Origin of the sequence: Arthrobacter vasquezii (genome assembly GCF_029455255.1) — a bacterium.
Taxonomy (GTDB): domain Bacteria; phylum Actinomycetota; class Actinomycetes; order Actinomycetales; family Micrococcaceae; genus Arthrobacter_D; species Arthrobacter_D parietis.
Map to the genome: position 1 here is coordinate 26,922 of NZ_JAROKN010000021.1, position 24,268 is coordinate 51,189.

Consider the following 24,268-nt stretch of genomic DNA (forward strand, 5'->3'; position numbering starts at 1 on the left):
GAACTGAGCGACGGCTCAGTCACCCTTGACGTTCACGATCTGGCGCAGCGTGTGCCGGTTGCGCACGAGGTCGCGGGCATCCTGCATCACCACGTCGATGTCCACACCGACTGCCGCGGGAATGATGGCGCCGAGGGTCGGGATGACCGATCCGACTGCAGCTCCTCCTGCACCGATTTTTAGCGCGCTACTTTGCGTGAGCGAGCTCATCGTTCGATGAATTAGGCCGTCACCTCTCATAGGACCTGAGCCATTGCTCCAGATCCCGCGGTCTGGTGAAGCGAAGCACTGGCAACCCGGCGTCCTGATATTCACGAATCCTCCGGCGCTTGCTGGCGAAGGACGTGAAGTGCCAGCGAATGATCGAGTCGTGTGCGATGACCCGGCGGAAGCTCTCCCTGTTCCCGTTGCAGACCTCTTCCCGCAGCACCATGCGCCGCAGTGTCCTGCAGACCAGCCGGGACAGCGAGAGCCAGCGCGGATAATCCAGCGCAACGATGACTTCAGCGCGCGGAATCAGGTGGTCCGACCACTTCCGGTAGAAGCTGTCCAGCACCCAGGCATCCCGCGAGGCGATTTCCTCAACCATGCGGAGCTGCTCGGCGGGATCCCGCTCCGCCCATCCCGGAAGCCACCCGATGTCCGAGTCTACGGATGTCAGCGGCAACCCGGTCGCAGCGGCATAGCGCTCAGCCGCTGTTGTTTTCCCGGATCCGGTCACGCCGAAGAACACCACCCGCTGGGGAGTTATTGGAATCACGCTCCCATCCTCGCACTCGAGTGTCTACCCACGGATGAGACCCTATTTCGGCTCACTGGATGCGGGTGGAAGACTGGGAGCGTGGCGCACCTCGACATTTCCAACATCGACTACTTTCTTTCCGACGGCCGCCAGTTGCTCAACGGCGTCACCTTCAAGGTCGGCGAGGGCCACAAGACTGCCCTGATCGGTCCCAACGGCACCGGAAAGACCACGCTCCTTCGCATTGTTGCCGGCGATATCACCGCCGATGAGGGGGCCATCACCCGCTCCGGCAGTATGGGCATCATGCGCCAGTTCGTGGGCCAGGTCCGCGATGACACCACGGTGCGGGACCTGCTCGTCTCCGCTGCGCCGCCGGTGCTTGCAGCGGCCGCGAAAAAGATCGACGACGCTGAGCTCGCAATGATGGAGCACGACGACGAACCCACCCAGATGCGTTATGCCCAGGCGATTGCCGATTGGGGAGACGCCGGCGGCTATGAGCTCGAAACCACCTGGGATGAAGTGACGATGGCTGCGTTGGGCGTTCCGTATGATCGCGCACAGTACCGCGCGGCGTCGTCGTTATCCGGAGGAGAACAGAAACGGCTCGTCCTGGAGGCGCTGTTCTCCGGTCCAGACGAACTGCTCCTCCTCGACGAGCCGGACAACTACCTCGACGTACCCGGCAAACGGTGGCTCGAAGCGAAGCTCAACGAGTCCAGCAAGTCGGTCCTCTTTGTCAGCCACGACCGCGAGCTGCTGGACAATGCGGCTACCCGGATCGTCACGCTGGAACCCGGCGCACTCGGCGCCTCCAGCTGGGTGCACGGTGGAGGTTTCAGCACCTACCTGCAGGCCCGGACGGACCGCAACGCCCGCTTTGAGGAACTGCGGCGACGTTGGGATGAGGAGCACATCAAGCTCAAAGAGCTCGTGAACATGTACAAGAACAAGGCCGCGTTCCGCTCGGACATGGCTAATCGCTACCACGCCGCCCAGACGCGCCTGGCGAAATTCCTGGAGGCAGGGCCGCCGGAAGCGATCCCGATCGAGCAGAACGTGAACATGCGGCTCAAGGGTGGCCGCACAGCCAAGCGGGCCGTCGTCGCGCAGAGACTGGAGCTGACCGGGCTGATGAAGCCGTTCAGCACCGAGATCTGGTTCGGTGACCGCGTCGGAGTGCTGGGCTCCAACGGGTCCGGCAAGTCCCACTTCCTTCGCCTCCTCGCCGCCGGCGGCACCGATCCGGAGAAAGAACATGAACCGGTGTCCGAGGTGAGCATCGCACCCGTGCCTCACACCGGCGTGGTGAAGTTGGGTGCGCGCATTCGCCCTGGGTTCTTCGCCCAGACCCATGTCCGTCCGGACCTGCTGGGCCGGAGCCTGCTCGACATCCTGCACCGCGGCGACGATCACCGATCGGGCCTCGGCCGGGAGGCGGCGTCGGGAGTACTGGACCGCTACGGGCTGGCAGGGCAGTCGGAACAGCTGTATGACTCGCTTTCCGGCGGGCAGCAGGCACGGCTGCAGATCCTGCTCCTCGAACTGTCCGGCGCCACGCTCCTGCTCCTCGACGAGCCCACGGACAACCTCGATCTCCATTCAGCCGAAGCCCTGGAACGCGCTATCGACGCGTTCGAGGGAACCGTGCTGGCCGTAACCCACGACCGCTGGTTCGCGCGGAGTTTTGACCGCTTCCTCGTCTTCGGCGAGGACGGCAAGGTGTATGAATCGGAAGCTCCTGTGTGGGACGAAGGCAGAGTGCAGCGGTCGCGCTAGGACAAGGCTTGACACTTATCCACAGCACTACCCGGGGCACTGGCCGCTCATAGTAAATTGTCTCCGGGGGCAAATTAGTGATCGTCCTCATCATTCTTTCGTTGGGGGACAACCATGAATCCAGAATCCGTCGATCGGCCTGCCCTTCCGCCGCTGCCGCCAGCCACTCCGCGCGTATCGGCTCCGTCATCGTCAGAGCGGCCCGTTGATCCGTTGCCAGTTGGCGGAGGTTTCAGGGACATCGGGCACAGCCGTTGGTTGAGCGCGGGTTTGGCCGGGGTCATCGCGTACGGCGTCACAGTTTTCGCAGCATTCGCAGTCTTACTGCTGGTTGCTCTGGGCCTGGTTCTTTCAGCACAGGACCTGCAGGCCTCCCTCGATGAGTACGTGGGAGTGGAGACGCCCTCGGACGTTGGCGGCGCTTTTCTTTTGCTCGCACTCCCATTTCAGCTCGCCGGCATGGCGATGATGGGAGCCCTACACGCCGATCTGGGTCTTAATGTCCTCGGGATGCCGCTGCAAATAGGCGCTGTAGGCTGGGGCGTCCCGCTCGCTCTGACGGGAATCGCGGTACTCACGCTGTGGTTCCTTGGTAGGCGGAGCGCTCGAAGCCAAACAAGTATCACCAGTACGCAGGCGTGGATGCTTTCGGCGGTCAGCGGACTGACACTTGCACTCGTTGGCCTGTTGCTTAGCTTCCTCTTCGCAGTCCGGATCTCCGAGAACGGCATGTCTGCTGTCCTTACGAGCGCCTCCTTGCCATTGTTCTTCGGGGCCCTTGCCATCGGAACACTCGGCAGTCGCTTGGGACATCATCACGGGTCGGCGACTACACACGGCCTTCTGCAAGCAACTGCGAGGCGACGCGCAGGCGCGGAGATACTGGCGGGCGTGAGGATCTTCTGCCTCCATTACATGGCCTACACGCTCGTGAGTGGGCTTGTACTGTTCATCTTTGCCACGGTGAAAGGCGGAGCAGCAGCGGCGTTCTCAGCACCGCTCTGGCTACCCACCGCCGCCGGCTGGGCCTACGGAATCGGGCATCTGTCTTCCGTCAGCAACGCCACCAGCCAAGGCACAGATTCCATGACGGTTTTTGATCTCTCATGGTGGGCCGCCCTGCTGCTTATCCTGTTAGCCATCACGATCGCTTTCGTCGCATCGATCGCCTGGGCAGCTGCGCGAGCCTCCTACCGCCAACGGGAGGGTTGGATGTCATGGGCCATCCTGCCGGCCATCTTTCTGGTGGGTGGGCTCCTAATCACTCTGTTCACCTCAGTGGTCTTCGGTGTCAGGGGCGGCGCATTGTCGTTTTCGGGCACTCTGGCACTGGCTCTCTGGACGCCGCTGATCATGGGTTTGTGGGGAGCCGCAATTGAAGTTTCGGGACGATACCTGGCCCCGGTGGCAGTGCCTTTCCTGCCGGCCATTATCCACCGCTGGTTCTCCGGTCCCACAGCAACCGCCGACTCCGCAGTCGCCGGCACCGATACCGGGCGCCAGGTGGAGGAGGTGCCGGGTGCCGGCGGGCGGGAGACCAAACCATTAACCGCCCATGCCAAGAAAAGGCTGCGGATTGGCACAGCAATCGCGGGAATCGTCATCCTCCTGATTGTGGCTGCCACTGTTGCGTTCAACATTCTGAGCGCCACAACCTATGGGCCCCAAGCGCACGTTGAGAAGTACCTCAAGGCGCTCGAGGAGGGGGATGCGAGCGCAGCGGTAGCGCTGCATGATCCAAATGTGACGTCCGAGGAGCGGTTGCTGCTGGATGACGGCATCTTCGGTGCTGCTCAGAACCGCATAACCGACCATGAGATTCGCGACGTCGAGTTCTCGGGTGAATTGGCGACCGTTACGGCGGAGGTAACCCAGGATGCCAAAAGGGTGCCACTTATCTTCACCCTGGAGAAGGCAGAGCGAACGGCGCTGTTCTTCCACAACTGGACGGTGACCCGCGGGACGTCCTGGACCTTGCCGATCCAAGTGCCTGAAGGCGTGGACATGGTGACGGTAAACGGCGTGGACGTGGAGCTGTCCCAACAGCTCGGCCAGCAGGCTCCAGGCGCGTTCTCATTGCCGGTCCTGCCGGGCGACTATGTGCTGACTCCGCCGGAAGGCACCAAATATGTGACGTTGGGGGAGGAGCAAACCATTACAGTGTCGGCTGATCCGGCAAGCAGTGTTGGGGAAGGGGCCCTTTTCCAGCGCTCCATGACGGATGCAGTGACGGAAGATGCGGTGGCTCAGGCGAGGGAATTCCTTCAGACCTGCGCCGACTCCACAGAGGCGGCGCCCGAGGACTGCCCGAACAGAGCGTTCACGTTTGGCGACGACGAGGACTATCGCAATTTCAGCTGGACAATTACCCAGGAGCCCGAGTTCGAGGTGTCGGAGAATTGGGATGGGTCCCTGGCGCTGTACGCCACGGAAGGCGAGATGACTGCCACCTATGAGCGGAACACTCAGTGGCAGGACGACGAGCCGGCCGAATGGGAGCCGGAAGAAGACACCGCGAGCCTCTACTTCAGCGCGGCCGTGCAGATTGATGGAGACCAGCTCACCCTCAGCTTCGAGGATTAGCGGTACGTCGAGCCGGGCGTGTTTCTTTTGCCCGGGGTTTCAGTGCGGTCCGCCACAGTAGCGGCGGCAACCTGTTGTCATCTCCATCACACTGCCTGCCCTGGGTAGCCCCTTCCGAGCCCGTGCGCCTACGGTTTAGAGGTGCAGAGCAACGTCAATTCAGCCATGTGGGCTACCTTCGCTATCTTCGGTCTCAACGGCCTCGTATTCGCCAGCTGGGCGGCCCGGATTCCATCTGCGTCGGACACGCTGGGGCTGAGCGACGGCCAGACGGGCGCGCTGCTGCTTGTTGCGGCGATCGGGTCCATGGTGTCGTTGCCGTTGTCGGGCGGGATCGCCGCACGGATCGGGACAGCGAACACCGTGAGGCTGGGCGGAGTGGCTGCCACTATCGCCGCCTCCACCATTGCCGGCGGACTCGTCACGCAATCCGTGGTGGTTGCCGCCGTCGGCCTCTTCATTTTCGGCCTTGGTATAGGCCTCTGGGATGTTGCGCAGAACCTGGAAGGCGCCGACGTCGAACGCCGGCTCATGCGCACCATCATGCCGAAGTTCCACGCGGCCTTTAGCGGTGGTGCCTTCATCGGCGCGCTCACCGGAGCCGGTCTCGCGGCCGCAGGCGTAGCGCTATCAACCCACCTGGCGGTGGTTGCGGTGCTGGTACTCATTATTTCGCTGTGGATTCCGCGTTACTTCCTGCCTGAGGACCCTCACGCCGGGAAACATGACGACGCCGAGACCTCCCCTTCCGGCGGATTTGCCGCCTGGAAGGAGCCGCGCACGCTCCTCATCGGGCTGGTAGTGCTCGGTGCAGCGCTCACTGAAGGTGCTGCAAACGACTGGGTGGCGAAGGCAACAGTGGACGGCCTTGGTTCCACTGAAGCCGTCGGTGCGCTGATGTTCGGCGTGTTCGTAGCCTCAATGACCCTCTTCCGCTTCGTTGGCGGCGGCTTTATCGACCGGTTCGGGCGGGTGCGGGTGCTGCAGGTGAGCCTTGCGTCGTCGCTGGCCGGCCTGGTGCTCTTCGTCTTTGCACCCACTGTGCTTCTTGCCGGAGTCGGAGCGGTTCTGTGGGGAACGGGCGCCGCGCTCGGGTTCCCCATGGGAATGTCTGCCGCTGCGGACGAACCGCGCCTGGCTGCTGCCCGCGTGTCGGTGGTTTCCACGATCGGGTACACGGCATTCCTCGCTGGGCCTCCGCTGCTCGGATTCCTCGGTGACCAGATGGGAATCCGGAATGCCCTGCTCGCCGTCGGAGTGGCTGTATTGGCGTCGTTCCTTGTGGCGCCTGCCGCGGCCGAGCGCCCCGCGGGCGAACCGAGGGGCGCCGGCATCCGATCCTGATGACGGAGCGGCGCGGTCAGCGGCCCAGCTGTCAGTGACGTCCGGGCCGGCCGGGATCGGCGCCGTTCTTCCTATCGCTGCGCGTCCCCTGGTCGTTGCGTACGTCAGGATCGATCTCATCCGCGTGGCGCGCGCGTTCTTCGGTTTCCCGGCGCAGGCCCTGGGCATCGTTCTGCCGCTGTTCCGCTTCCTTGCGCAGTCTTTCGGCGTCCACCTCGGCCTGCTGGGCATCGGCGTCAGCGCGGGCGGCGCGTGCCTCACGCTCACGGGCTTCCAGGTCCTTGGCGTGCGCCTCTTCCCGAATCTCGTTTGCGTGCTCGTGGTCTTTCCGGCGCTTCTCCTGGTCGTGTGCGTGCTTGCGCTTCCGTCCAAGGAATACGATCAGTCCGATGATGAGCAGCACCACGAGGATCCCGATGATGATCCAGACCCACATCATTGCGTCCATTGCCTTCGCCTTCCTATGAATGGCCGCCGCGTATGCAGCGAGCCAATTGAGCGGCGCCCAGAAGGGACGTCATGTAGTAACTCTCGACCCGCGGATGAAGGTCGTCAAGGGCTCCGGATTCCCGGCACGGCCGTCATTTCCCCGGTACGGCCGCTCATTGGGCAGAGATACTCCCTCAGGACGACGTCGGCAGAGACCTCAGGTAGCTAGGCTCAGAACGGCTGCCCGCAGAGCGGTCGCAACTACAGACAACGACGAAAGAATCAGATGAACTCCCAGCCGCCGATCGAGCGATTTTCAGTAACCCAGAAGGTCACCCTCATGGTCAATCGGTACGAGGTCCGATCCGTCGATCCGGACGGAAATCCGGGGGCGCTCATGGCTCTTGCGCAACAGAAGCGGGCTGCCTTCAAGGAAGAGGTTAGGTTTTTCACGGACGAGTCGAAGAAGACGCAGCTATTCTCCTTCAAGGCTCGCCGGCGTCTTGACCTGGGAGCAACCTATGATGTGCTCGATGCGCAGGGAAGCCCGCTGGGCTGCTTTCGCAAGAACTTCGGATCCTCGCTGCTGCGTTCCACCTGGGAGCTTGAAGCACCCGGAATTCAGGCAGTGGGCAGCGAACGGAGCCAGGGCGTCGCGATCGCCGTGTGTGGGAGATTGTGCCGTTCCTGGACGCCATCCCGGCGCCCTTCCTGTTCCACTTCGATTTCCGCGATCCGACGGGCCAGCTTGTCCTGACTTCGGAGCGGCGCGCTTCACTGCGGGACAGGTATGACGTTAATGTTCCCGGCGGACGTCTCGACTGGAGACTCGCGGCAGCTATGGCGGTTGCGCTGGACTCGCTGCAGTCCCGATGAATGCGGTTGGTACAAAGAAAACCGTTGCCGTCAGGATAAGAAATGTATACGGTGTCTACATGCTGTTTCCCTAGGAGCCGCACACTCCTTATGACATCGCTCAGCGGCACAATTTGCCGCCACCAGGTCGCGGACCAAAGCTGTCCGCAATCTCCTTCTTCCCGTAATTCCGAAAACCTAGGGTTGACCCATGACGATTATCCAGGCTGAAGGCCTGACCAAGACCTACAAATCGAAGAGCGGCCCGGTGCATGCACTGGCGGGCCTCAACCTTTCGGTCCCGCAGGGGACCGTGAAGGCTCTGCTCGGGCCCAACGGCGCTGGCAAGACAACGGCGGTCAAGGTACTTACCACCCTGATCAAGCCTGACGAAGGCACAGCACATATCGACGGCATCGACGTCGTGAACAACCCCAAAGCGGCCCGGCGGATCATCGGAGCATCCGGTCAGTATGCGGCGGTCGATGAAAATCTCACCGGGTTCGAGAATCTGGAGATGGTGGGCAGGCTCTACCATCTCGGCGCGAAGACCGCACGCAAGCGGGCACAGGAGTTGATTGACCAGTTCGAGCTCACGGAAGCCGGGAACCGGCCGGTCAAGGGATTCTCCGGCGGCATGCGCCGTCGTATTGACCTCGCCGGAGCGCTGGTCATCAACCCGAAAATCCTTTTCCTTGACGAGCCGACTACCGGACTGGATCCACGAAGCAGGCTCGCGCTGTGGGAGATCATCTCCCAGCTGGTGAATGATGGGACCACGCTGCTCTTGACCACCCAGTATCTTGAGGAGGCGGACCACCTGTCAGATGACATTGCCGTGATTGACGGCGGTAAGGTCATCGCCGAGGGCACTTCGGATGAACTGAAGGCGCAGATCGGCGGACACCGGGTGGTCGTGACGCTGGTGGATGAAGCAGACGCCGGCGCGGCCCGTGAAATCCTCGCGCGTCACGGTGACGGCACTCCTACCGTCAGCGACCGCACCGTGGAGGTGTCCGTCGTCGACGGACCACGCGCGCTGCAGTACGTGCTTTCCGATCTGGGCCAGGCAAACATCCAACTGCACGACGCCGGTATGCGCCGGCCCACGCTTGATGACGTCTTCCTCAAGCTCACCGGCCACCGGGCCGAAGACGAGACCAGCAAGAATGACGCCGAAATGGAGAAAGCCCAATGACCGCGGTCAGCCAGCCCGCCTACGAGAGCGTAGGGTCGCCTCTCGCCCAACTGTTCTCGGACGGTTGGATCGCCACACGCCGCAACCTGATCAAGATCAGGCGCGTGCCGGAGATCCTCGTTTTCACCATCCTCCAGCCCATCATGTTTGTACTCCTGTTCAGCCAGGTTTACGCCGGCGCAATGAACGTGCCCGACTACGTGAACTTCCTGATGGCCGGGATCTTCGCCCAGACCGTGATTTTCGGCTCGACGTTCTCCGGGGCAGCCATGGCACAGGACCTGAAGGACGGCATTATCGACCGCTTCCGCACCCTGCCGATGAGCCCTGCAGCAGTGCTCATCGGCCGTACCAACGGTGACCTCGTGATCAACAGCATTTCGATGATGATCATGATGGGCACCGGCTGGCTGGTCGGTTGGCGGGTCACCACCTCGGTGTGGGGTTTCCTGGGCGGCGTGGCGGTCCTGCTGCTGTTTTCCTACTCCTTCAGCTGGGTGATGGCCCTTCTCGGGATGAGCGTCCGCAGCCCGGAGGTCATCAACAACGCGTCCTTCATGATCCTGTTCCCGCTGACGTTTATCTCGAACGCCTTCGTTCCCATCCATACCCTGCCGGAGGTTCTAAAGAACATCGCTGAGTGGAACCCGGTGTCAGCCCTTGTGGAATCGGCGCGCCAACTGTTCGGGAACACAAACCCCGACTTCCCTGAGCCCACCGCATGGACCCTGCAGAACCCGATCATCACGGTGATACTGGGAATCACCGTGATGCTTGCCATCTTCGTGCCGCTCTCAGTGAAGAAGTTCAAGTCCATCAGTTCCCGGTAACAGATCAGCCGTCGACGGCGGCAGCCCACCGGGGCTGCCGCCGATGCGCCTTTCGCGGGACAATGGGTGCATGTTTCGCAGCGCCGTCGCCATTCTGTGCCTGTTGTTTCTGACAGCCTGCACAGCGGTGCCTATCCCGAGCGCCACGAGTTCGGCCCCTCAACCGGCGGCCACCCCTTCCAGCATGGACGTGCCCACCTCTGGTCAATCTCCCTCAGCAAAGCCGACCCCACTGCCGTCACCACGGGAATCCATGGTCCTTGCTACCGACGCGGCAGGAGCGGACCTTCTGGTCATCAATCCCGCAGATTCGGGCAGTCCCGTTGAGCAGCGGATTCCCGTCGGGCAGGCACCTTGGGATGTCGCGGTGAGCGACACGCGTGCCTTCGTCTCCACTGCCGAAGGAGTGGCGGTAGTCGACCTTGTGGAGCGGCGTCGTACTTCACTGATCCCGTATGTGAATCCGGCCGGTTCCATCTCGCAGGGGGAGTATCGGCCAGGCGGTACGGGTATTGCCGTGAGCGCGGACGGAAGCACGGTTTATGTGGCGGTGCTCCGGGCGGACGGCACCTCAGCGCTGGAGAAGGTGGATGTCCAGGAAGGGCGGACCATCGGTACCGTTGAGGTGGGACTGCGGCCGTTTGACATCCTGCTCTCCGCCGACGGCTCTGAGGTCTACACGATCGACCATGATTCCTTTTCGGTCCACGTCGTCAATACCGAAACCCTCATCGTGCGGCGAATCGAGGTAGCGCCGTTCGGCACGCAGGGCGGCCTGGCCTCCTGGGAGAAGCCGCACTATGGCGCAATTGACGACGCCGGGAACCTCCTTCTGCCCTATCAGGGCCTGGCGCTCGCCATCGTCAACCCGGCCTCGGGTGCTGTCTCCGTGGAGGAGATGACCGCCAACTCGCATCAGCACGGAACGGCTCTGGTTGACGGCACCCTCCTTGTGATCGGAACGGGGGCATTCGGCAATGCCACCGGATCTCCGAACCTCACGGTCCGGGACACCGAAACTAACGCTGAGCGAATCGTGCCGCTGGACCGGTTGCACGAGACCGTGGTGCCGTGGACCGATCCCGCGACCGGCGAGGCCTATGCGCTGCTCTCCGGGGGCTACACTCGGGACGGTTTCTGGCCCGGTGTCACCCTTGTCGATCTCGAAACGTTCGAGCAGCAGGAGCTTGCGGTGCCAGGGAGGCCGCAGTCGCTTGCCGTGATTCCCGTCGCCCCCTGAAAGTTTTTGTCGCCTTGTTGAGGCGTAGAGGCGGCGAAAGCAGCAAGTAGGCGACAAAAACTCGGGAAGGGGCGCGGATATGACTCAAGATATCCACATACCCGGGCACGGCTGATTTTTCCTGAGTGCGGCGTGGCATCAAAGGATGATGAAACAACCTCATCCCCTACCTTCTCCACTGGATCAGCGCCCGTTCACGGTGCAGGAGTCGATGGCCCACGAAATCCCCTATTCGCGGCTCCGTGCGAAGGACCTGACTGCGCCCACGAGAGGCATCCGTGAAGCTGTCGGTCAGAACGCTGACGTTCTCAGTCGCGCCGAAGCCTTCATACAGCTCAATCCGGGCTCCTGTGTCAGTCACGTGAGTGCCGCGAGGCTTCACGGCATTGCCGTGCCGGGTCAACACGAGGATGTGCTGCATCTCGCACGCCCTGCACGCGGCTCTCTTACCCGTCGGAACGGGGTTGTCAGTCATCGACTGGCGCTAAGAGCAGAAGACACAGTGATCATAAACGGGTTGCCAGTTACAAGTGTCTTCCGCACCTTCGTCGATCTGGGAACTCTGTTGCACCTTGATGACCTGGTGGCTGCGGGTGATTCGATTGTCAGCGAGCACCACCGCCATTTCGGAGAGCCTCGCCACCCCATGATTCCTGTCGCTGGACTTCGAAAACTGGTTGAGCACACGAGCAAAATTCACGGTATCCGGGCGGCACGGCTTGCGATCGACCTGATTGAGCCCGGAGTCGATTCGCCCCCCGAGACCCAGATTCGGCTGATGCTCGGCCGTGCCGGTCTGCCCGTTTTCGTCCCCAATTGCCGGATCGACACCGAGATTGGCCTTCCCGTCTGGGCGGACCTCGGCTGCCATGAGTTCAAGACCTGCATAGAGTACGACGGCGGACATCACCTTACGCCCGAACAGCAGCAGTACGACGCCCGGCGGGATCAGCGCACCCGCGAAGCCGACTGGGCTCAGGTGAAGCTCAACAAACTGGATATTCGGAAGGGGGAGCAGTGGATTACTTCGCTGGCGCGCGGGGCACTACGTTCCCAGGGCTGGCCCGGGTAGGCAAGGGGGGCGCCATCGTCGCCGGGAGTTTTTGTCGCCTACTTGCCGATTAGACGGTGTCGAAGCAGCAACTAGGCGACGAAAACTTCAAATAGGGGTCATCCTTTTGATGGACGCATGACGCGTGCAAGATCATCCGGTTGGTCGGTGCCCTTCGCGGTGAAGCTCCGTAGGGTTGGGTGTATTCCAAAACTTTCCCTTCCCCAAGGATGCCCATCATGATTGAGGCAGCAGAACTGTCCAAGCGCTATGGCGCAAAAACGGCGGTAGACCGTATCTCCTTCAACGTTAAGCCCGGCCGCGTGACCGGTTTTCTCGGTCCCAACGGCGCCGGTAAGTCGACCACAATGCGCATGATCGTCGGGCTCGACAATCCCTCAGGCGGCGACGTCCGCGTCAACGGCAAGCACTACGCCAAGCACTCCGCACCCCTGCGTGAAGTCGGCGCCCTGCTCGATGCCAAGGCGGTCCACACCAAGCGCTCCGCCTACAACCATCTGCGGGCGATGGCTGCCACTCACGGTATCCCCAATAGCCGGGTCAAGGAGGTCATTGAAATGACCGGTCTTGGACCTGTGGCGAAGAAGCGTGTCGGAAGTTTCTCCCTCGGTATGGGCCAGCGGCTCGGCATTGCCTGCGCGCTTCTTGGAGATCCGCATACGGTGATCCTCGATGAGCCGGTCAACGGACTCGACCCGGAGGGCGTGCAGTGGGTCCGGCACCTCGCCAAGGGCCTTGCGTCCGAAGGCCGTACCGTCTTTCTTTCCTCCCACCTGATGTCGGAAATGGCGCTCACAGCGGACCACCTCATTGTCATCGGCCGCGGCCGGATCATCGCTGATGCTCCCATCAGCGAAATCCTCGACGCACAGGGTCAAACCCGCGCCCGGGTCCGCACCGACCGACCAGCCGAGCTGGTGCGGGCACTGGCCGCGGACGGCGTTTCGACCCAGCAGCTTGAACCGGAACTTCTCGAGGTCACCGGGGCGAACTCGCGCCGGATCGCGGAGGTCGCTCTTGACCACCAGATCCTCGTCTACGAATTGACACCGCTGCAGGCCTCGTTGGAGGACGCATACATGCAGCTCACCTCCGATGAGGTCGAATACCACTCACACACTCTTCCGGATGCTCCTTCCGGCGCCGACTCCAAGGAAGGCAAGTAACCATGTCGCATACAGCAACCGCACCCGCGCCGGAAACTGCCGGCTCCCACCGCGGCCCCGCCAAAGGATCCGGCGTGAACTTCGCGCGGGTACTCAAGTCCGAGTGGATCAAGGTGACAACCGTCCCCTCGACGGTGATCATGCTGAGCATCACCGTGGTGGTCATGGTTGGCCTCGCGGCGCTGTTCGCCTGGCAGACAACTATCCTGTTTGATCTCCAGTCCGATCCGGAGGTGGCTGCCCAGGTGCAGGGAGCGCCGGACGCAACCTCGATCGTTTCCACCATCCCGGGCTCCGGACTGATCTTCGGCCAACTGCTCATGGGGTCCCTGGCAGTGGTCCTGATTGCCTCCGAGTGGGGCACCGGGATGATCCGGTCCACCATGGTCGCGGTCCCCAAACGTATTCCGGCGCTGCTGGCGAAGCAGCTCGTTTTCGCTGTCATCGCATTTATCCTCGGCGCGGGTTCAGCTTTCGTCGGCTACCTCGTTGCACAGCCGATTCTCGCCCCATCAGACCTGGCCTTCGGCCTGGATACTGACGGCGTGCTGCTGCACATCATCAACACGGGTTCGGTTCTGGCCCTGGTCGCCATCATTGCCATGTCCATCGGAACCCTCCTGCGCAACACCGCCGGCGGAGTTGTAACGACCATTGGCCTCCTGTTTGTCCTTCCGATCCTCGTGGCCACGTTGCTGGCAGGTATCGCTGACTGGATCCCTGACGCCGCGCGGTTCCTACCGAGCAGTGCCGGCGAGCAGATGGTGGCAATCACCATCGCTGAAGACGCCCTCAACCAGTGGCAGGGTGCGCTGGTACTCGGCGGCTGGGCTCTCGTGCTGCTCGTCATCTCGGTGGCGGTCACCAAGAAGCGCGACGTCTAGACGAGTAGACCTGCGCACCACATAAGCTCACTCCATGAGTGAAAAAGCCTTGGTGAAGGAGACTGCGGAACGAACGGCCGCCGTCTCCTTCACCGAGATTAACGCCCGGCGGCTCGGCCCCATCCGCCGGTACTTCCGGTCACATCCGCGGGTGATGGATGTCGCCGTCGTCGTGCTGTTCCTTGTTGCCAGTGTGCCCAACGTCGTCCTGGCAGCAGACCTTCCCCTGGGGTGGTGGGGTATAGCGCCTCTCGGCGCCGCCGCCCTCATCCTCTTCTTTCGGCGCCGACGGCCACTGGTTGTCCTGGCGCTGTTGTGTTTGATCGAACCCGTGGCGCTGCTGATCTCCGACGGGCGCGCAACGGTGGGCATCAGCATCTGGTTTGCGCTGTACGCGGTTGCGGTGGCTTTCCCTATCAAAATTGCAGCTGTGGCGTTTGCTGCCGCACTGGTCACCTCGGTGGTTCCCCTGCCCTTTATCCCGGACCTGATGCCCGACGACGCTCCCTTCCTCATCTGGGTTGTCGTGGGATTCGTGGTCATGTGGTACGTCGTGGCCGTCGGCATCGGCATGACCGTCCGCCGGGAGAGGCTGCATGAGAATGAGTTGCGCGAGTGGGCTGAACGTAACGCGGAACTTGCCTCCGCGAACGAGAGGAACCGGATCGCCCGTGAGATGCATGACGTCGTCGCGCACTCCCTGTCGGTGATGATCGCGCTGTCCGATGGCGCCGGCGTCGTCATGAAGCGGGATCAGGATCGAGCGCGGGAGGTACTGGCGGAGCTCTCCGCCACCGGGCGCACAGCGCTGGCGGATATGCGGCGGGTGCTGGGTGTTCTCCGTGAAGGACCGGACGCGGCCCCGCTCGCGCCGCTGCCGGCCGGCGGTTCACTCGCCGGTCTCCTTGAGGGATTTCGCGCGGCAGGGCTGCCTATCCGGGTGCAGCTGAGTGGGCCGGGCCTGCCCGAGGATGCCGCCTTCCAGATGACCGTCCACCGCATTGTCCAGGAGTCATTGACCAACGTGTTGCGGTACGCGAAGGGGGCCACCACGGTCGACGTCCTGATCGCCAGACTGGGCAGCACCGTCAGGGTGCGGGTGTCCGACGACGGCCGCGGCGCCATGGAACCGCTGCCGTCAGTGGGAACCGGGCAGGGAATCACGGGCATGCGTGAGCGGGCCGCCATTTACGGCGGCACAGTGAACTGTGGGCCAACGCCGTCCGGAGGATGGGTTGTTGCCGCAGAACTACAGGTTCCCATTGAGAACCGACAGGAGAAGATTGCGTGAGCGAGCCGACAAGGGTGCTGCTGGTGGATGACCAACCGCTGCTGCGGATGGGCTTCCGCCTGATCCTCGAGGGCGAGGAAGACATGCACATCGTCGGTGAGGCCTCCGACGGCGCTGAGGCTGCACGCCTGGCAGCACGGCTGGAGCCGGACGTCGTGTTGATGGACGTCCGCATGCCGGTGATGGACGGGATCGAGGCCACCCGGCGCATCACCCAGTCAGGCGCGTGTGCCCGGATCATCATCCTCACCACCTTCGACCTTGATGAGTACGCGTTCGCAGGGCTGCGGGCAGGGGCTTCAGCCTTTCTCCTCAAGGACGTCGCGCCCAACGAGTTGGTGCAGGCCGTCCGGGTGGTCGCGAGCGGGGATGCCGTGGTTGCGCCGAGGGTCACCCAGCGGCTGCTCGAGGAGTACGTACGCTCCCGCCCCGACGCGCCGAAGCCTCCCCGCGACCCGCTTTTGCAGGACCTGACGCCGCGTGAGCTCGAAGTTCTTGGTGCCATCGCGGAGGGGCTTTCCAATGCGGAGCTGGCACACCGGTTCTTCCTCTCCGAAGCCACCGTGAAAACCCATGTGCGCCGGATTCTCACCAAACTTCATCTGCGGGACCGCGTCCAGGCCGTGGTGTATGCCTACGAAACCGGTCTGGTTACCCCAAGCCAGGGGCTCGATTTCTGAGCTTGCCGGCTTCCGGGGCAGCACGCGGCGGACAGTAGGCTTGCAGGCATGACTGCCGCTCACGCTCATATCGCAGACCTCGGTGCTTACGTTGCCGCCTCACCCTCCAGCTTCCACGCTGCCCACGAAGGCGGCATCCGACTTCAGGCGGCCGGCTTCAGCCAGCTGCATGAGGACGATCCCTGGGATGGGGGACCCGGCCGCTTTTACGTCATCCGCGACGGCGCGCTGATCGCCTGGATCACCCCGTCCACTGCGACGGAGACCACCGGCTTCCACATCCTCGGAGCGCATACGGACTCCCCGTCCTTCAAGCTGAAGCCCAAGCCCACCATCGGACGGCACGGTTGGCTACAGGCCGGCGTCGAAATCTACGGCGGACCGCTGCTGAATTCCTGGCTCGACCGTGAGCTGGCGCTCGCCGGCCGGCTGGTGACGCACGACGGCGCGGAGCACCTTGTCCACACAGGCCCGCTCCTGCGCTTCCCCCAGCTGGCCATCCACCTGGACAGGGCTGTCAACGACGGACTGAAGCTCGACAAGCAGCAACACATGAACCCGGTCTGGGGCCTCGGTGATCCGGGACGGGCGGACCTCCTGCAGCTTCTTGCGGTCGACGCTGATCTCGAAGCAGCGGAGATCGGCGGCTTCGATGTGGTGGTTGCGGACACTCAGCAGCCCCGGGTCTTCGGCGCGGACGGCGAGTTCTTCGCCTCGGGCAGGCTGGATAACCTCTCTTCCGTGCACGCCGGGATCACCGCCCTCATTCAGGCAACAAAGAACGACGCCGGTGGCGCACCCATCGCGGTGCTGGCCGCCTTTGATCACGAGGAAGTCGGTAGCGGATCACGCTCCGGCGCGAGCGGGCCGTTCCTGGAGGACATCCTGCACCGGATCTCGTCGGGATTGGGTGCCGGTGAGGAGCAGCGGCGGCGGGCTATCGCGTCGTCGTTCTGTGTGTCATCGGATGCCGGCCATGCAGTCCATCCCAACTACGCCGAGCGCCACGATCCGGCAAATCACCCGGTCCTGAATGGCGGGCCACTGCTGAAGATCAACGCGAACCAGCGCTACACCACCGACGCTCCCGGCGCCGCCTATTGGGCGCGGTTGTGCAGGGATGCGGGCGCGCCGTACCAGGAGTTCGTGTCGAACAACGTGATGCCGTGCGGATCCACCATTGGACCGCTGACCGCAACCAGACTTGGCATCCGGACGGTGGATGTCGGCGTTCCACTGCTGTCCATGCACTCGGCCCGTGAGCTCTGCGGCGTCGAGGATCCATACCAGCTCACCCGGGTGCTGCAGCGGTTCTTCACGGTGTCCTGACACGGTTTGCCGGCCCAGCCACTTGTCCACAGGCGGTTCGGAGAGCTGGCTCATGTCCGGTAGTATTGATAAGTCCGTGCCAACGTGGAACCGCTGAAATGAGTGGTTTCCGCGCGCGGATCAACGCTAAAGAACCTCCTGTTGCGGAAAGACCGCGACCGTTTAGCCCAGAGGAGGTGGGTTCACAAATGCGTGCATATGAACTGATGGTAATCATCGACCCCGATGTCGAGGAACGTACCGTTGAGCCAACACTCGAGAAGTTCCTGAATGTCGTCCGTAACGGCGAAGGAACTGTGGACAAGGTAGACATCTGGGGACGTCGCCGCCTTGCCTATGAAATCAAGAAGAAGTCCGAAGGTATCTACGCCGTCGTCAACTTCACCGCTACCCCGGCTGTTGCAGCTGAACTTGATCGCCAGCTTGGTCTGAATGAGACCATCATGCGCACCAAGATCATCCGCCCCGAGGAGCAGAAGGTTTCCGCCGAGTAATTTCGGCTATCAAACCAGGCCCACTCCGGTGGGCCCGTGACCGTAGGAGGCACCATGGCAGGCGAGACCACTATCACGGTCGTCGGTAATCTCACCAGCGACCCGGAACTTCGTTTCACCCCGTCAGGCTCTGCAGTGGCTAATTTCACCATTGCGTCGACGCCGCGGACCTTCGACCGTCAGTCCAGCGAGTGGAAGGACGGCGAAACGCTGTTCCTCCGGGCGTCGGTCTGGCGTGAAGCGGCTGAGAACGTAGCGGAGACCCTCACCAAGGGAACCCGTGTTGTTGCTCAGGGCCGCCTCAAGTCACGTACGTATGACACCAAGGAAGGCGAGAAGCGCACCGTCATGGAGTTGGAGGTGGACGAAATCGGTCCATCCCTGCGCTACGCATCGGCCAAGGTAAGCCGTACCCAGCGCTCCGGCGGTGGTGGCGGCGGTTTCGGTGGAGACAGCGGCGGCGGCTTCGGCGGCGGCAACTCCAACCAGGGTTGGAACGGCGGCGGCGGCCAGCAGGCCCAGCAGCCGTCCCAGGACCCGTGGGGTGCACCGGCCGGCGGTAACTCGTCCGGTTGGGGCAACGGCCCGGAATCATCCGAGCCGCCTTTCTAGACCTTCCAGGAACGGTGCCGCACCGGCGGCGTTCCACTTTTGAAATTCCCATCCCGCAGAACCGTTCTGCGGGCTCCACCAGACATAAGGAGCACCACGATGGCTAAGGCTGAACTTCGTAAGCCCAAACCAAAGTCCAACCCCTTGAAGGCCGCTGACGTCACCGTCATCGACTACAAGGACGTAGCACTGCTGCGTAAGTTCATTTCCGACCGCGGAAAGATCCGTGCGCGCCGCGTTACCGGCGTGACCGTGCAGGAACAGCGCAAAATCGCCCAGGCAATCAAGAACGCCCGCGAAGTTGCACTCCTGCCTTACTCCGGCGCAGGCCGCGGCTAAGGAAAGGAACACACCATGGCAAAGCTTATTCTGACCCAGGAAGTCACCGGTCTGGGAACCGCAGGCGATGTTGTCGAGGTCAAGAACGGTTACGCACGTAACTACCTTCTGCCCCGCGGCTTCGCCCTCACGTGGACCAAGGGCGGCGAGAAGCAGGTGGAGTCCATCAAGGCTGCACGTTCTGCCCGCGAACACGCTTCACTCGAGGACGCTCAGCGTCAGGCTGCTGCTCTGCAGGCAAAGCCGGTCAAGCTGACCGTCAAGGCCGGCGAGTCCGGTCGTCTCTTCGGAACCGTCAAGGCCGAGGATGTCGCCAAGGCTGTTGAGGCCGCTGGACTTGGCGCCATCGATAAGCGCAAGGTCGAATTGCCGGCACACATCAAGTCGGTCGGCAGCTACCAGGCAAACGTTCGTCTCCACGAGGACGTAGCCGCAGTGATCGATCTCGACGTCGTCGCCAGCTAGAGTTACGCATAGTACGCGCAAGGCCCTCGTTCCTTCGGGAGCGGGGGCCTTCTGCCTGCCGCCGGATCAGCTGCTTGTGAAGTTCTCACTGACCATGAACTCGTGACCCAGGGCGATGAGCTGAGCGAGAACGTCCTGGTCGACGTCGTCGAGCTTATTGATGTACAGGCATCCTGCACCAGTTCTATGCTTGCCCAGCTCCGGAAGAAGCTCGGCGGCTTGTGGTGCGTAAGTGAGCCCGTAGAGCGCGAGGTTGGCGCTGCGCGGTGAGAACCCGACGGCCAGGGCGTCCCCCTCGCGGCCGGAAGCGTACTTATAGTGGTAGCTTCCGAACCCCACCATTGACGGACCCCACATCACCGCTTCGAGCCCGGTGATACGGCTCATGAGGGCCAGGAGCGTTTGAGCGTCCTGCCTGCGGCGTTCATGGGGTACTGAATCGATGAAGTCCTGTGGGGACGCGGCGGTGGGTACAGTCTTGTTGTCTGCCATGGGTGGAAGTATCTCAGGGTTAAGACGTACACCGGACCGTACCCGGTGCATATATCTCGCAGGTGGAGTATTCCCGTGTCCGTACGTCTATGGCCGGTCCATCAGTGTAGGGGCATAAAGGGCCGTCATGCTTTCTATTCGCTGTGACGCACGTCATGTCTAGTGGCGTACGGGTTGTGGATAGTCAGTGCATAAATGCGCCGCCGTAGGGCTCTTTTGCTCGTCTGTCAACACGAAAGTGCGGGCTGAATGTTGGCGGAATAAACTTCTTCTCCACAGGTGGAATGAAGCATTTACCCAAGTCAGCCCCACATTGTGGATTAATATTCTTTCTACTCCACAGAGATATCCCCAGCCTGTGCACACAACACGCCGAACAATTGCCTGTTTATACACACCCCCTGTGGATAACTCACTTGGCAGAGCGGAAGCTGGGCACTAGCGTTGCGGGGTATCCCATACCGCAAGGACTGTCGGTGACGGCTGGTATCTATAGTTATTCAGCTCGGATCCACCACTCCTCGGCAGACGCCCTGGGCAGGGATCGGGAAAGTTTCGGGAAGGAAGGCCGCACACGTGTCTTTGACTCATGCGGATTCATCAGAAGACACTCGTTCACCGCAGTTCTCCCGAACGCCTCCACAGGATCTGGTTGCTGAGCAGTCCGTCCTCGGCGGGATGATGCTGTCCAAAGACGCAATTGCCGATTGCGTCGAGGTGCTACGCGGCGTGGATTTCTACCGCCCGGCACACGAGAGCATCTATGAAGCGATCATCGATCTCTACGGTCGTGGAGAGCCCGCTGATGCCGTGACCGTATCGGACGAGCTCACCAAGCGCGGAGAGATCTCCCGCATCGGCGGTCCTGCTTACCTTCACACACTCATTCAGTCTGTTCCCACGGCCGCCAACGCGGGCTTTTACGCTGAAATCGTTCGCGAGCGTGCTGTCCTGCGTCGCCTGGTTGATGCCGGTACCAAGATTGTCCAGCTCGGCTACTCCAATGACGGAGAGGTGGATGACCTCGTCAACGCCGCCCAGGCCGAGGTCTATGCAGTAGCCGAACGCCGCACCGCTGAAGATTATGTGCCCCTGAAGGACATCATCGAGGGCACGGTCGACGAGATTGAGTCGGCTGGCCACCGTGGCGAGGGGATGACCGGGGTACCGACGGGCTTCTACGAATTCGACGAACTTACCCAGGGTCTGCATGGCGGGCAGATGATTGTGATTGCGGCTCGTCCTGCCATGGGTAAAGCGCTTGCACTAGACACCCCGCTGCCCACGCCCAGCGGCTGGACAACCATGGGTGAGGTGTCGGTGGGGGACCAGGTGATAGCAGCAGACGGTAGCCCAACCGCGGTCGTAGCTGCCACGGAGGTCATGCATGGCCGACCGTGTTTCAAGATAACGTTCGACGACGGTTCGACCATCGTTGCTGACGAAGAACACCAATGGCTGACCGATACCCGAGCTTCCCGAAAGTCCGCGCAGGCGGCGTCCGTAGGCCACAGCGGTGTACGCAATCAACGGGTGTTCCCCTCTGTTCGCACTACACGGGAAATCGCGAATACGCTCCGGTGCAATACCAGCGATCAGCGACTCAACCATTCAGTGCGCAATACCCGTCCGTTGGCCCTGCCTCATGCTGAGCTCCCGATCGGCCCTTACACTTTGGGGGCGTGGCTGGGTGACGGCGCATCGGCGACCGCTCGAATAACCACGGCTGACGAGGAGGTGCTCCTCCGTATTGGCGGCGAGGGGTACGTGACGAAGCAGATTACCGACATCACCTATTCTGTACGCCTTCCTGAGCAGTACATCTTCCATGGTGTTTGTGTCGTTTGCAGTCGCCCGTTTGAAAACAAGGTTCGCCATGTCCGGACCTGCTCGCGCTCGTGCGGTGCTCGGGCAAGTGCTGTATCGGCCCCGGTTCCTCCTAGCGTTTGCATGGATTGCGGTGAGCGGTGCGCCGGCGGCTTGCGTTGTATGGCGTGTCGTAACGGCAACGGATCTTTACAAGCCCAGCTGCGCACCCTTGGAGTGCTTGGGAACAAGCACATCCCTGCCCAGTACCTTCGAGGGAGCGAGGCGCAGCGGCGCGCTCTCTTGGCCGGTCTGCTGGATACGGACGGTACCGTTACCGCGAATGGCTGCGTGCAGTTTGCGGTCACGCACGCTCGCTTGGCAAAAGATTTCGGTGAGCTCGCGCTCAGCTTGGGCTACCGCACCGGCTGGTGGGAAAGACCTGTCAAAGGTCGTAGCGCTTCTTCGTCGACGTGCTTCGTCATCACTTTTTCCACTGATGACACTGTATTTGGGCTCACTCGCAAGCAGATTCTCCACAAAGAGCGGGACTGTAGGTCCACGCCGAAGCGGACTCAGCGGTTCATCACCTCGGTGGAACGCGTCGAGTCGGTACCTGTTCGATGCATACAGGTAACGAATGACGAGCATCTGTATCTGGCAGGCAGGTCCTTCGTCCCCACTCACAACTCCACGTTCGCTTTAGACTGGGCCCGTTCTGCCGCCATCAAGCACAACATGACTACCGTCTTCTTCTCGCTCGAGATGGGCCGCAATGAGATCGCCATGCGTTTGTTGTCTGCGGAAGCCACCATCGGACTGCAGGACCTGCGCAAGGGCACCGTAAAGGATGAACAGTGGGGCAAGATCGCCACCACGATGGGACGCATGAACGACGCCCCGCTCTTCATCGACGACAGCCCGAACATGTCGCTGATGGAGATCCGCGCAAAATGCCGCCGTCTCAAGCAGAGGCATGATCTGAAGCTCGTTGTCCTCGACTACCTGCAGTTGATGTCATCCGGAAAGCGTGTCGAATCACGGCAGCAGGAAGTCTCGGAATTCTCGCGAGCCCTGAAGCTCCTGGCGAAGGAACTGAACGTTCCCGTCGTTGCACTGTCACAGCTCAACCGTGGCTCTGAACAGCGAACAGACAAGCGGCCAATGGTCTCGGACCTTCGCGAATCGGGCTGCCTCACTGCTGACACAAGGGTGCTTCGATCGGATACCGGTGCGGAGACCACAATGGGCGAGCTGTTCCGGACCGGTGCCCGTGATGTGCCTGTTTGGTCTTTGGATGACAGCCTCCGGTACGTGGAGCGCCACCTCACGCATGTTTTCTCGACCGGCACAAAGGAGGTTTTCCGTCTAACGCTGGCCTCCGGGAAAACTATTCGAGCCACTTCCAACCACCCGTTTTTCACCTACGACGGCTGGCGTGCGCTCGGTCATCTCAAGGTCGGGGACCGACTGGGTGTTCCTCGCCATGTCAACGGGCCGTCAGAGCGGACCCATTGGGATGATTCTCAGGTCATCCTTCTCGCCAATAAGGTGAGGGACTTCGTTCCGGAAGAGGTCTTCGCTTTACCCAAGGCCCAAATTTCCCTGTTCCTGAAGCACCTGTGGGCCACCGACGGTTCTGTGACCGTGAACCGGGCGGCTACGGGCGGCCGCATCTACTATGCGTCGACCTCACGGCGGCTCATCGATGACGTAACGCGGCTCCTTCTTCGCTTCGGTATCAGCGCCAGGGTAAAAACGGCGACCGCCAAGGGCAACTACCGTCCGGGTTACACGCTCGACGTCTCGGGCGGTGACGATCAGCGCCGGTTCCTTCAGGAGATCGGCGTCCATGGTGCCCGGGCGGCTTCATGCGAGCATCTGCTTGAGATCATCCGGGACAAAACAGCCAACACCAATGTTGACACCGTTCCTCTGCAGGTTTGGGATGATGTGAAGTCCATCCTCGCGGAAAAGGATATGACCCACCGTGAGTTCCAGGCAGCCATTGGGACCCAATATTGTGGATCAACCCTCTTCAAGGCCGCTCCGTCGCGGCAGCGATTGGCAAGGGTGGCGGCCGTGTTGGGCTCAGCGGAGCTCGACGTCATGGCAGTCAATGATCTCCTCTGGGACAGCGTTGTCAGTATCGAACCGGACGGTGAGGAAGAGGTATTCGACGCGACTGTCCTTGGAAACCACAACTTCGTTGCCAACGGCATTGCCGTTCATAACTCGATCGAGCAGGATGCCGATATGGTCATCCTGCTCCACCGCGACGACGTCTATGACAAGGAATCGCCGCGAGCCGGAGAAGCCGACGTCATTGTCGCCAAGCACCGTAACGGTCCCACCAAGACTTTGGTTGTCGGGTTTCAGGGCCACTACTCGCGGTTCAACAACATGGCAGCGGACACCGGCGGGTTCTAGGGGGAAGGGTGATCACGGGAGACGGCTGGGCTTCAGCCGATGAGGCACGCCGGCCTGCGCCGGGTCAAGCTCCACTGGGCTCACCAGGACGGCCGGCCCTCGGCGCAGCACCCCACTGGCGACAGGCTGACAGAGCATGGTGTGTACGGTTTCCTGAATCAGTTCAGGGGAGTTAGCGGCGTCGAGAGCCATGATGCGTTTCCTT

22 protein-coding genes and 1 pseudogene are annotated in these 24,268 nt (G+C 62.0%); 18 read left to right on the plus strand and 5 right to left on the minus strand.

Features of this window, described 5'->3' with window-relative positions; genetic code table 11:
* Window positions 1–15: 15 nt before the first annotated feature.
* Both P4U43_RS09490 and P4U43_RS09495 read right to left on the minus strand, forming a co-directional pair.
* A complete protein-coding gene (locus tag P4U43_RS09490) occupies window positions 16–210 on the minus strand; it encodes a hypothetical protein (protein ID WP_277358540.1) in 195 nt (64 codons plus the stop codon).
* A gap of 19 nt (window positions 211–229) precedes the next feature.
* Window positions 230–760, minus strand: a complete 531-nt coding sequence (locus tag P4U43_RS09495; RefSeq protein WP_277358523.1) for a P-loop NTPase family protein — start codon at window positions 758–760, stop codon at window positions 230–232.
* An 81-nt stretch (window positions 761–841) separates the two neighbouring features.
* On the opposite strand from P4U43_RS09495, the gene P4U43_RS09500 reads away from it, so the two are divergent.
* From P4U43_RS09500 to P4U43_RS09510, 3 genes are all read left to right on the plus strand, one after another.
* Entirely contained in the window at window positions 842–2,524 is a 1,683-nt protein-coding gene (locus P4U43_RS09500) for an ABC-F family ATP-binding cassette domain-containing protein (RefSeq protein ID WP_277358524.1), read from the plus strand.
* A 114-nt stretch (window positions 2,525–2,638) separates the two neighbouring features.
* Window positions 2,639–5,107, plus strand: a complete 2,469-nt coding sequence (locus P4U43_RS09505) for a zinc ribbon domain-containing protein (protein WP_277358525.1) — start codon at window positions 2,639–2,641, stop codon at window positions 5,105–5,107.
* Between the two features lie 165 nt (window positions 5,108–5,272).
* Complete coding sequence (locus tag P4U43_RS09510; RefSeq protein WP_277358539.1) at window positions 5,273–6,451, plus strand: MFS transporter; 1,179 nt, start codon at window positions 5,273–5,275, stop codon at window positions 6,449–6,451.
* A gap of 31 nt (window positions 6,452–6,482) precedes the next feature.
* Here the strand turns inward: P4U43_RS09510 and P4U43_RS09515 are convergent, their stop codons facing one another.
* Window positions 6,483–6,899, minus strand: coding sequence for a hypothetical protein (locus P4U43_RS09515; protein ID WP_277358526.1), 417 nt, complete (start codon window positions 6,897–6,899; stop codon window positions 6,483–6,485).
* A gap of 267 nt (window positions 6,900–7,166) precedes the next feature.
* Here P4U43_RS09515 and P4U43_RS09520 point away from each other — a divergent pair, with 267 nt between their 5' ends.
* From P4U43_RS09520 to rplI, 14 genes are all read left to right on the plus strand, one after another.
* On the plus strand, window positions 7,167–7,637 hold the full coding sequence (locus P4U43_RS09520) for a hypothetical protein (RefSeq protein ID WP_277358527.1): 471 nt from the start codon (window positions 7,167–7,169) through the stop codon (window positions 7,635–7,637).
* Window positions 7,638–7,946: 309 nt separating this feature from the next.
* Window positions 7,947–8,933: an ATP-binding cassette domain-containing protein gene (locus tag P4U43_RS09525; RefSeq protein ID WP_277358528.1), complete on the plus strand. Its 987-nt coding sequence runs from the start codon at window positions 7,947–7,949 to the stop codon at window positions 8,931–8,933.
* Window positions 8,930–9,763, plus strand: coding sequence for an ABC transporter permease (locus P4U43_RS09530; protein WP_277358529.1), 834 nt, complete (start codon window positions 8,930–8,932; stop codon window positions 9,761–9,763). The genes P4U43_RS09525 and P4U43_RS09530 overlap by 4 nt, the downstream gene beginning before the upstream one ends.
* 253 nt (window positions 9,764–10,016) lie before the next feature.
* Window positions 10,017–11,003, plus strand: coding sequence for a YncE family protein (locus tag P4U43_RS09535; protein ID WP_277358530.1), 987 nt, complete (start codon window positions 10,017–10,019; stop codon window positions 11,001–11,003).
* A 211-nt stretch (window positions 11,004–11,214) separates the two neighbouring features.
* Window positions 11,215–12,075, plus strand: a complete 861-nt coding sequence (locus P4U43_RS09540) for a PDDEXK family nuclease (RefSeq protein ID WP_277358531.1) — start codon at window positions 11,215–11,217, stop codon at window positions 12,073–12,075.
* 218 nt (window positions 12,076–12,293) lie between these two features.
* Window positions 12,294–13,241, plus strand: a complete 948-nt coding sequence (locus P4U43_RS09545; protein WP_277358532.1) for an ABC transporter ATP-binding protein — start codon at window positions 12,294–12,296, stop codon at window positions 13,239–13,241.
* 2 nt (window positions 13,242–13,243) lie between these two features.
* Window positions 13,244–14,125, plus strand: a complete 882-nt coding sequence (locus P4U43_RS09550) for an ABC-2 transporter permease (RefSeq protein WP_277358533.1) — start codon at window positions 13,244–13,246, stop codon at window positions 14,123–14,125.
* Between the two features lie 34 nt (window positions 14,126–14,159).
* Window positions 14,160–15,416 (plus strand): sensor histidine kinase, encoded by a 1,257-nt coding sequence (locus tag P4U43_RS09555; protein ID WP_277358534.1) that lies wholly within the window; start codon window positions 14,160–14,162, stop codon window positions 15,414–15,416.
* The gene (locus P4U43_RS09560; protein WP_082565885.1) at window positions 15,413–16,096 is read left to right on the plus strand and encodes a response regulator; all 684 of its coding nucleotides are present in this window, start codon (window positions 15,413–15,415) and stop codon (window positions 16,094–16,096) included. The genes P4U43_RS09555 and P4U43_RS09560 overlap by 4 nt, the downstream gene beginning before the upstream one ends.
* Window positions 16,097–16,144: 48 nt before the next feature.
* Window positions 16,145–17,425 (plus strand): M18 family aminopeptidase, encoded by a 1,281-nt coding sequence (locus P4U43_RS09565; protein ID WP_277358535.1) that lies wholly within the window; start codon window positions 16,145–16,147, stop codon window positions 17,423–17,425.
* A 188-nt stretch (window positions 17,426–17,613) separates the two neighbouring features.
* The gene (gene rpsF / locus P4U43_RS09570) at window positions 17,614–17,919 is read left to right on the plus strand and encodes a 30S ribosomal protein S6 (RefSeq protein ID WP_026543913.1); all 306 of its coding nucleotides are present in this window, start codon (window positions 17,614–17,616) and stop codon (window positions 17,917–17,919) included.
* Between the two features lie 54 nt (window positions 17,920–17,973).
* Complete coding sequence (locus tag P4U43_RS09575) at window positions 17,974–18,531, plus strand: single-stranded DNA-binding protein (RefSeq protein WP_277358536.1); 558 nt, start codon at window positions 17,974–17,976, stop codon at window positions 18,529–18,531.
* Window positions 18,532–18,630: 99 nt separating this feature from the next.
* The gene (gene rpsR, locus P4U43_RS09580; RefSeq protein WP_005273147.1) at window positions 18,631–18,870 is read left to right on the plus strand and encodes a 30S ribosomal protein S18; all 240 of its coding nucleotides are present in this window, start codon (window positions 18,631–18,633) and stop codon (window positions 18,868–18,870) included.
* A gap of 15 nt (window positions 18,871–18,885) precedes the next feature.
* Entirely contained in the window at window positions 18,886–19,335 is a 450-nt protein-coding gene (gene rplI, locus P4U43_RS09585) for a 50S ribosomal protein L9 (protein ID WP_056545506.1), read from the plus strand.
* 66 nt (window positions 19,336–19,401) lie between these two features.
* On the opposite strand, the gene P4U43_RS09590 is transcribed toward rplI, so the two are convergent.
* Window positions 19,402–19,827 carry a DUF1801 domain-containing protein gene (locus tag P4U43_RS09590; RefSeq protein WP_277358537.1) on the minus strand — a complete coding sequence of 142 codons (426 nt, stop codon included), beginning with the start codon at window positions 19,825–19,827 and terminating at the stop codon, window positions 19,402–19,404.
* Between the two features lie 576 nt (window positions 19,828–20,403).
* Between P4U43_RS09590 and dnaB the strand changes: the two genes are divergently transcribed.
* The gene (dnaB, locus tag P4U43_RS09595) at window positions 20,404–24,063 is read left to right on the plus strand and encodes a replicative DNA helicase (RefSeq protein WP_277358538.1); all 3,660 of its coding nucleotides are present in this window, start codon (window positions 20,404–20,406) and stop codon (window positions 24,061–24,063) included.
* A gap of 12 nt (window positions 24,064–24,075) precedes the next feature.
* Here dnaB and P4U43_RS09600 read toward each other — a convergent pair.
* Window positions 24,076–24,268, minus strand: a pseudogene (locus P4U43_RS09600) (hypothetical protein); the annotation flags it as partial.

Coding starts and splice junctions, on each gene's coding strand:
- P4U43_RS09510 (WP_277358539.1), top strand. CDS start 5,273: ATGTGGGCTACCTTCGCTATCTTCGGTCTCAACGGCCTCGTATTCGCC.
- P4U43_RS09515 (WP_277358526.1), bottom strand. CDS start 6,899: ATGGACGCAATGATGTGGGTCTGGATCATCATCGGGATCCTCGTGGTG.
- P4U43_RS09550 (WP_277358533.1), top strand. CDS start 13,244: ATGTCGCATACAGCAACCGCACCCGCGCCGGAAACTGCCGGCTCCCAC.
- P4U43_RS09530 (WP_277358529.1), top strand. CDS start 8,930: ATGACCGCGGTCAGCCAGCCCGCCTACGAGAGCGTAGGGTCGCCTCTC.
- P4U43_RS09540 (WP_277358531.1), top strand. CDS start 11,215: ATGGCCCACGAAATCCCCTATTCGCGGCTCCGTGCGAAGGACCTGACT.
- P4U43_RS09555 (WP_277358534.1), top strand. CDS start 14,160: ATGAGTGAAAAAGCCTTGGTGAAGGAGACTGCGGAACGAACGGCCGCC.
- P4U43_RS09490 (WP_277358540.1), bottom strand. CDS start 210: ATGAGCTCGCTCACGCAAAGTAGCGCGCTAAAAATCGGTGCAGGAGGA.
- P4U43_RS09575 (WP_277358536.1), top strand. CDS start 17,974: ATGGCAGGCGAGACCACTATCACGGTCGTCGGTAATCTCACCAGCGAC.
- P4U43_RS09565 (WP_277358535.1), top strand. CDS start 16,145: ATGACTGCCGCTCACGCTCATATCGCAGACCTCGGTGCTTACGTTGCC.
- P4U43_RS09590 (WP_277358537.1), bottom strand. CDS start 19,827: ATGGCAGACAACAAGACTGTACCCACCGCCGCGTCCCCACAGGACTTC.
- P4U43_RS09545 (WP_277358532.1), top strand. CDS start 12,294: ATGATTGAGGCAGCAGAACTGTCCAAGCGCTATGGCGCAAAAACGGCG.
- P4U43_RS09505 (WP_277358525.1), top strand. CDS start 2,639: ATGAATCCAGAATCCGTCGATCGGCCTGCCCTTCCGCCGCTGCCGCCA.
- rplI (WP_056545506.1), top strand. CDS start 18,886: ATGGCAAAGCTTATTCTGACCCAGGAAGTCACCGGTCTGGGAACCGCA.
- rpsF (WP_026543913.1), top strand. CDS start 17,614: ATGCGTGCATATGAACTGATGGTAATCATCGACCCCGATGTCGAGGAA.
- rpsR (WP_005273147.1), top strand. CDS start 18,631: ATGGCTAAGGCTGAACTTCGTAAGCCCAAACCAAAGTCCAACCCCTTG.
- P4U43_RS09525 (WP_277358528.1), top strand. CDS start 7,947: ATGACGATTATCCAGGCTGAAGGCCTGACCAAGACCTACAAATCGAAG.
- P4U43_RS09520 (WP_277358527.1), top strand. CDS start 7,167: ATGAACTCCCAGCCGCCGATCGAGCGATTTTCAGTAACCCAGAAGGTC.
- P4U43_RS09535 (WP_277358530.1), top strand. CDS start 10,017: ATGGTCCTTGCTACCGACGCGGCAGGAGCGGACCTTCTGGTCATCAAT.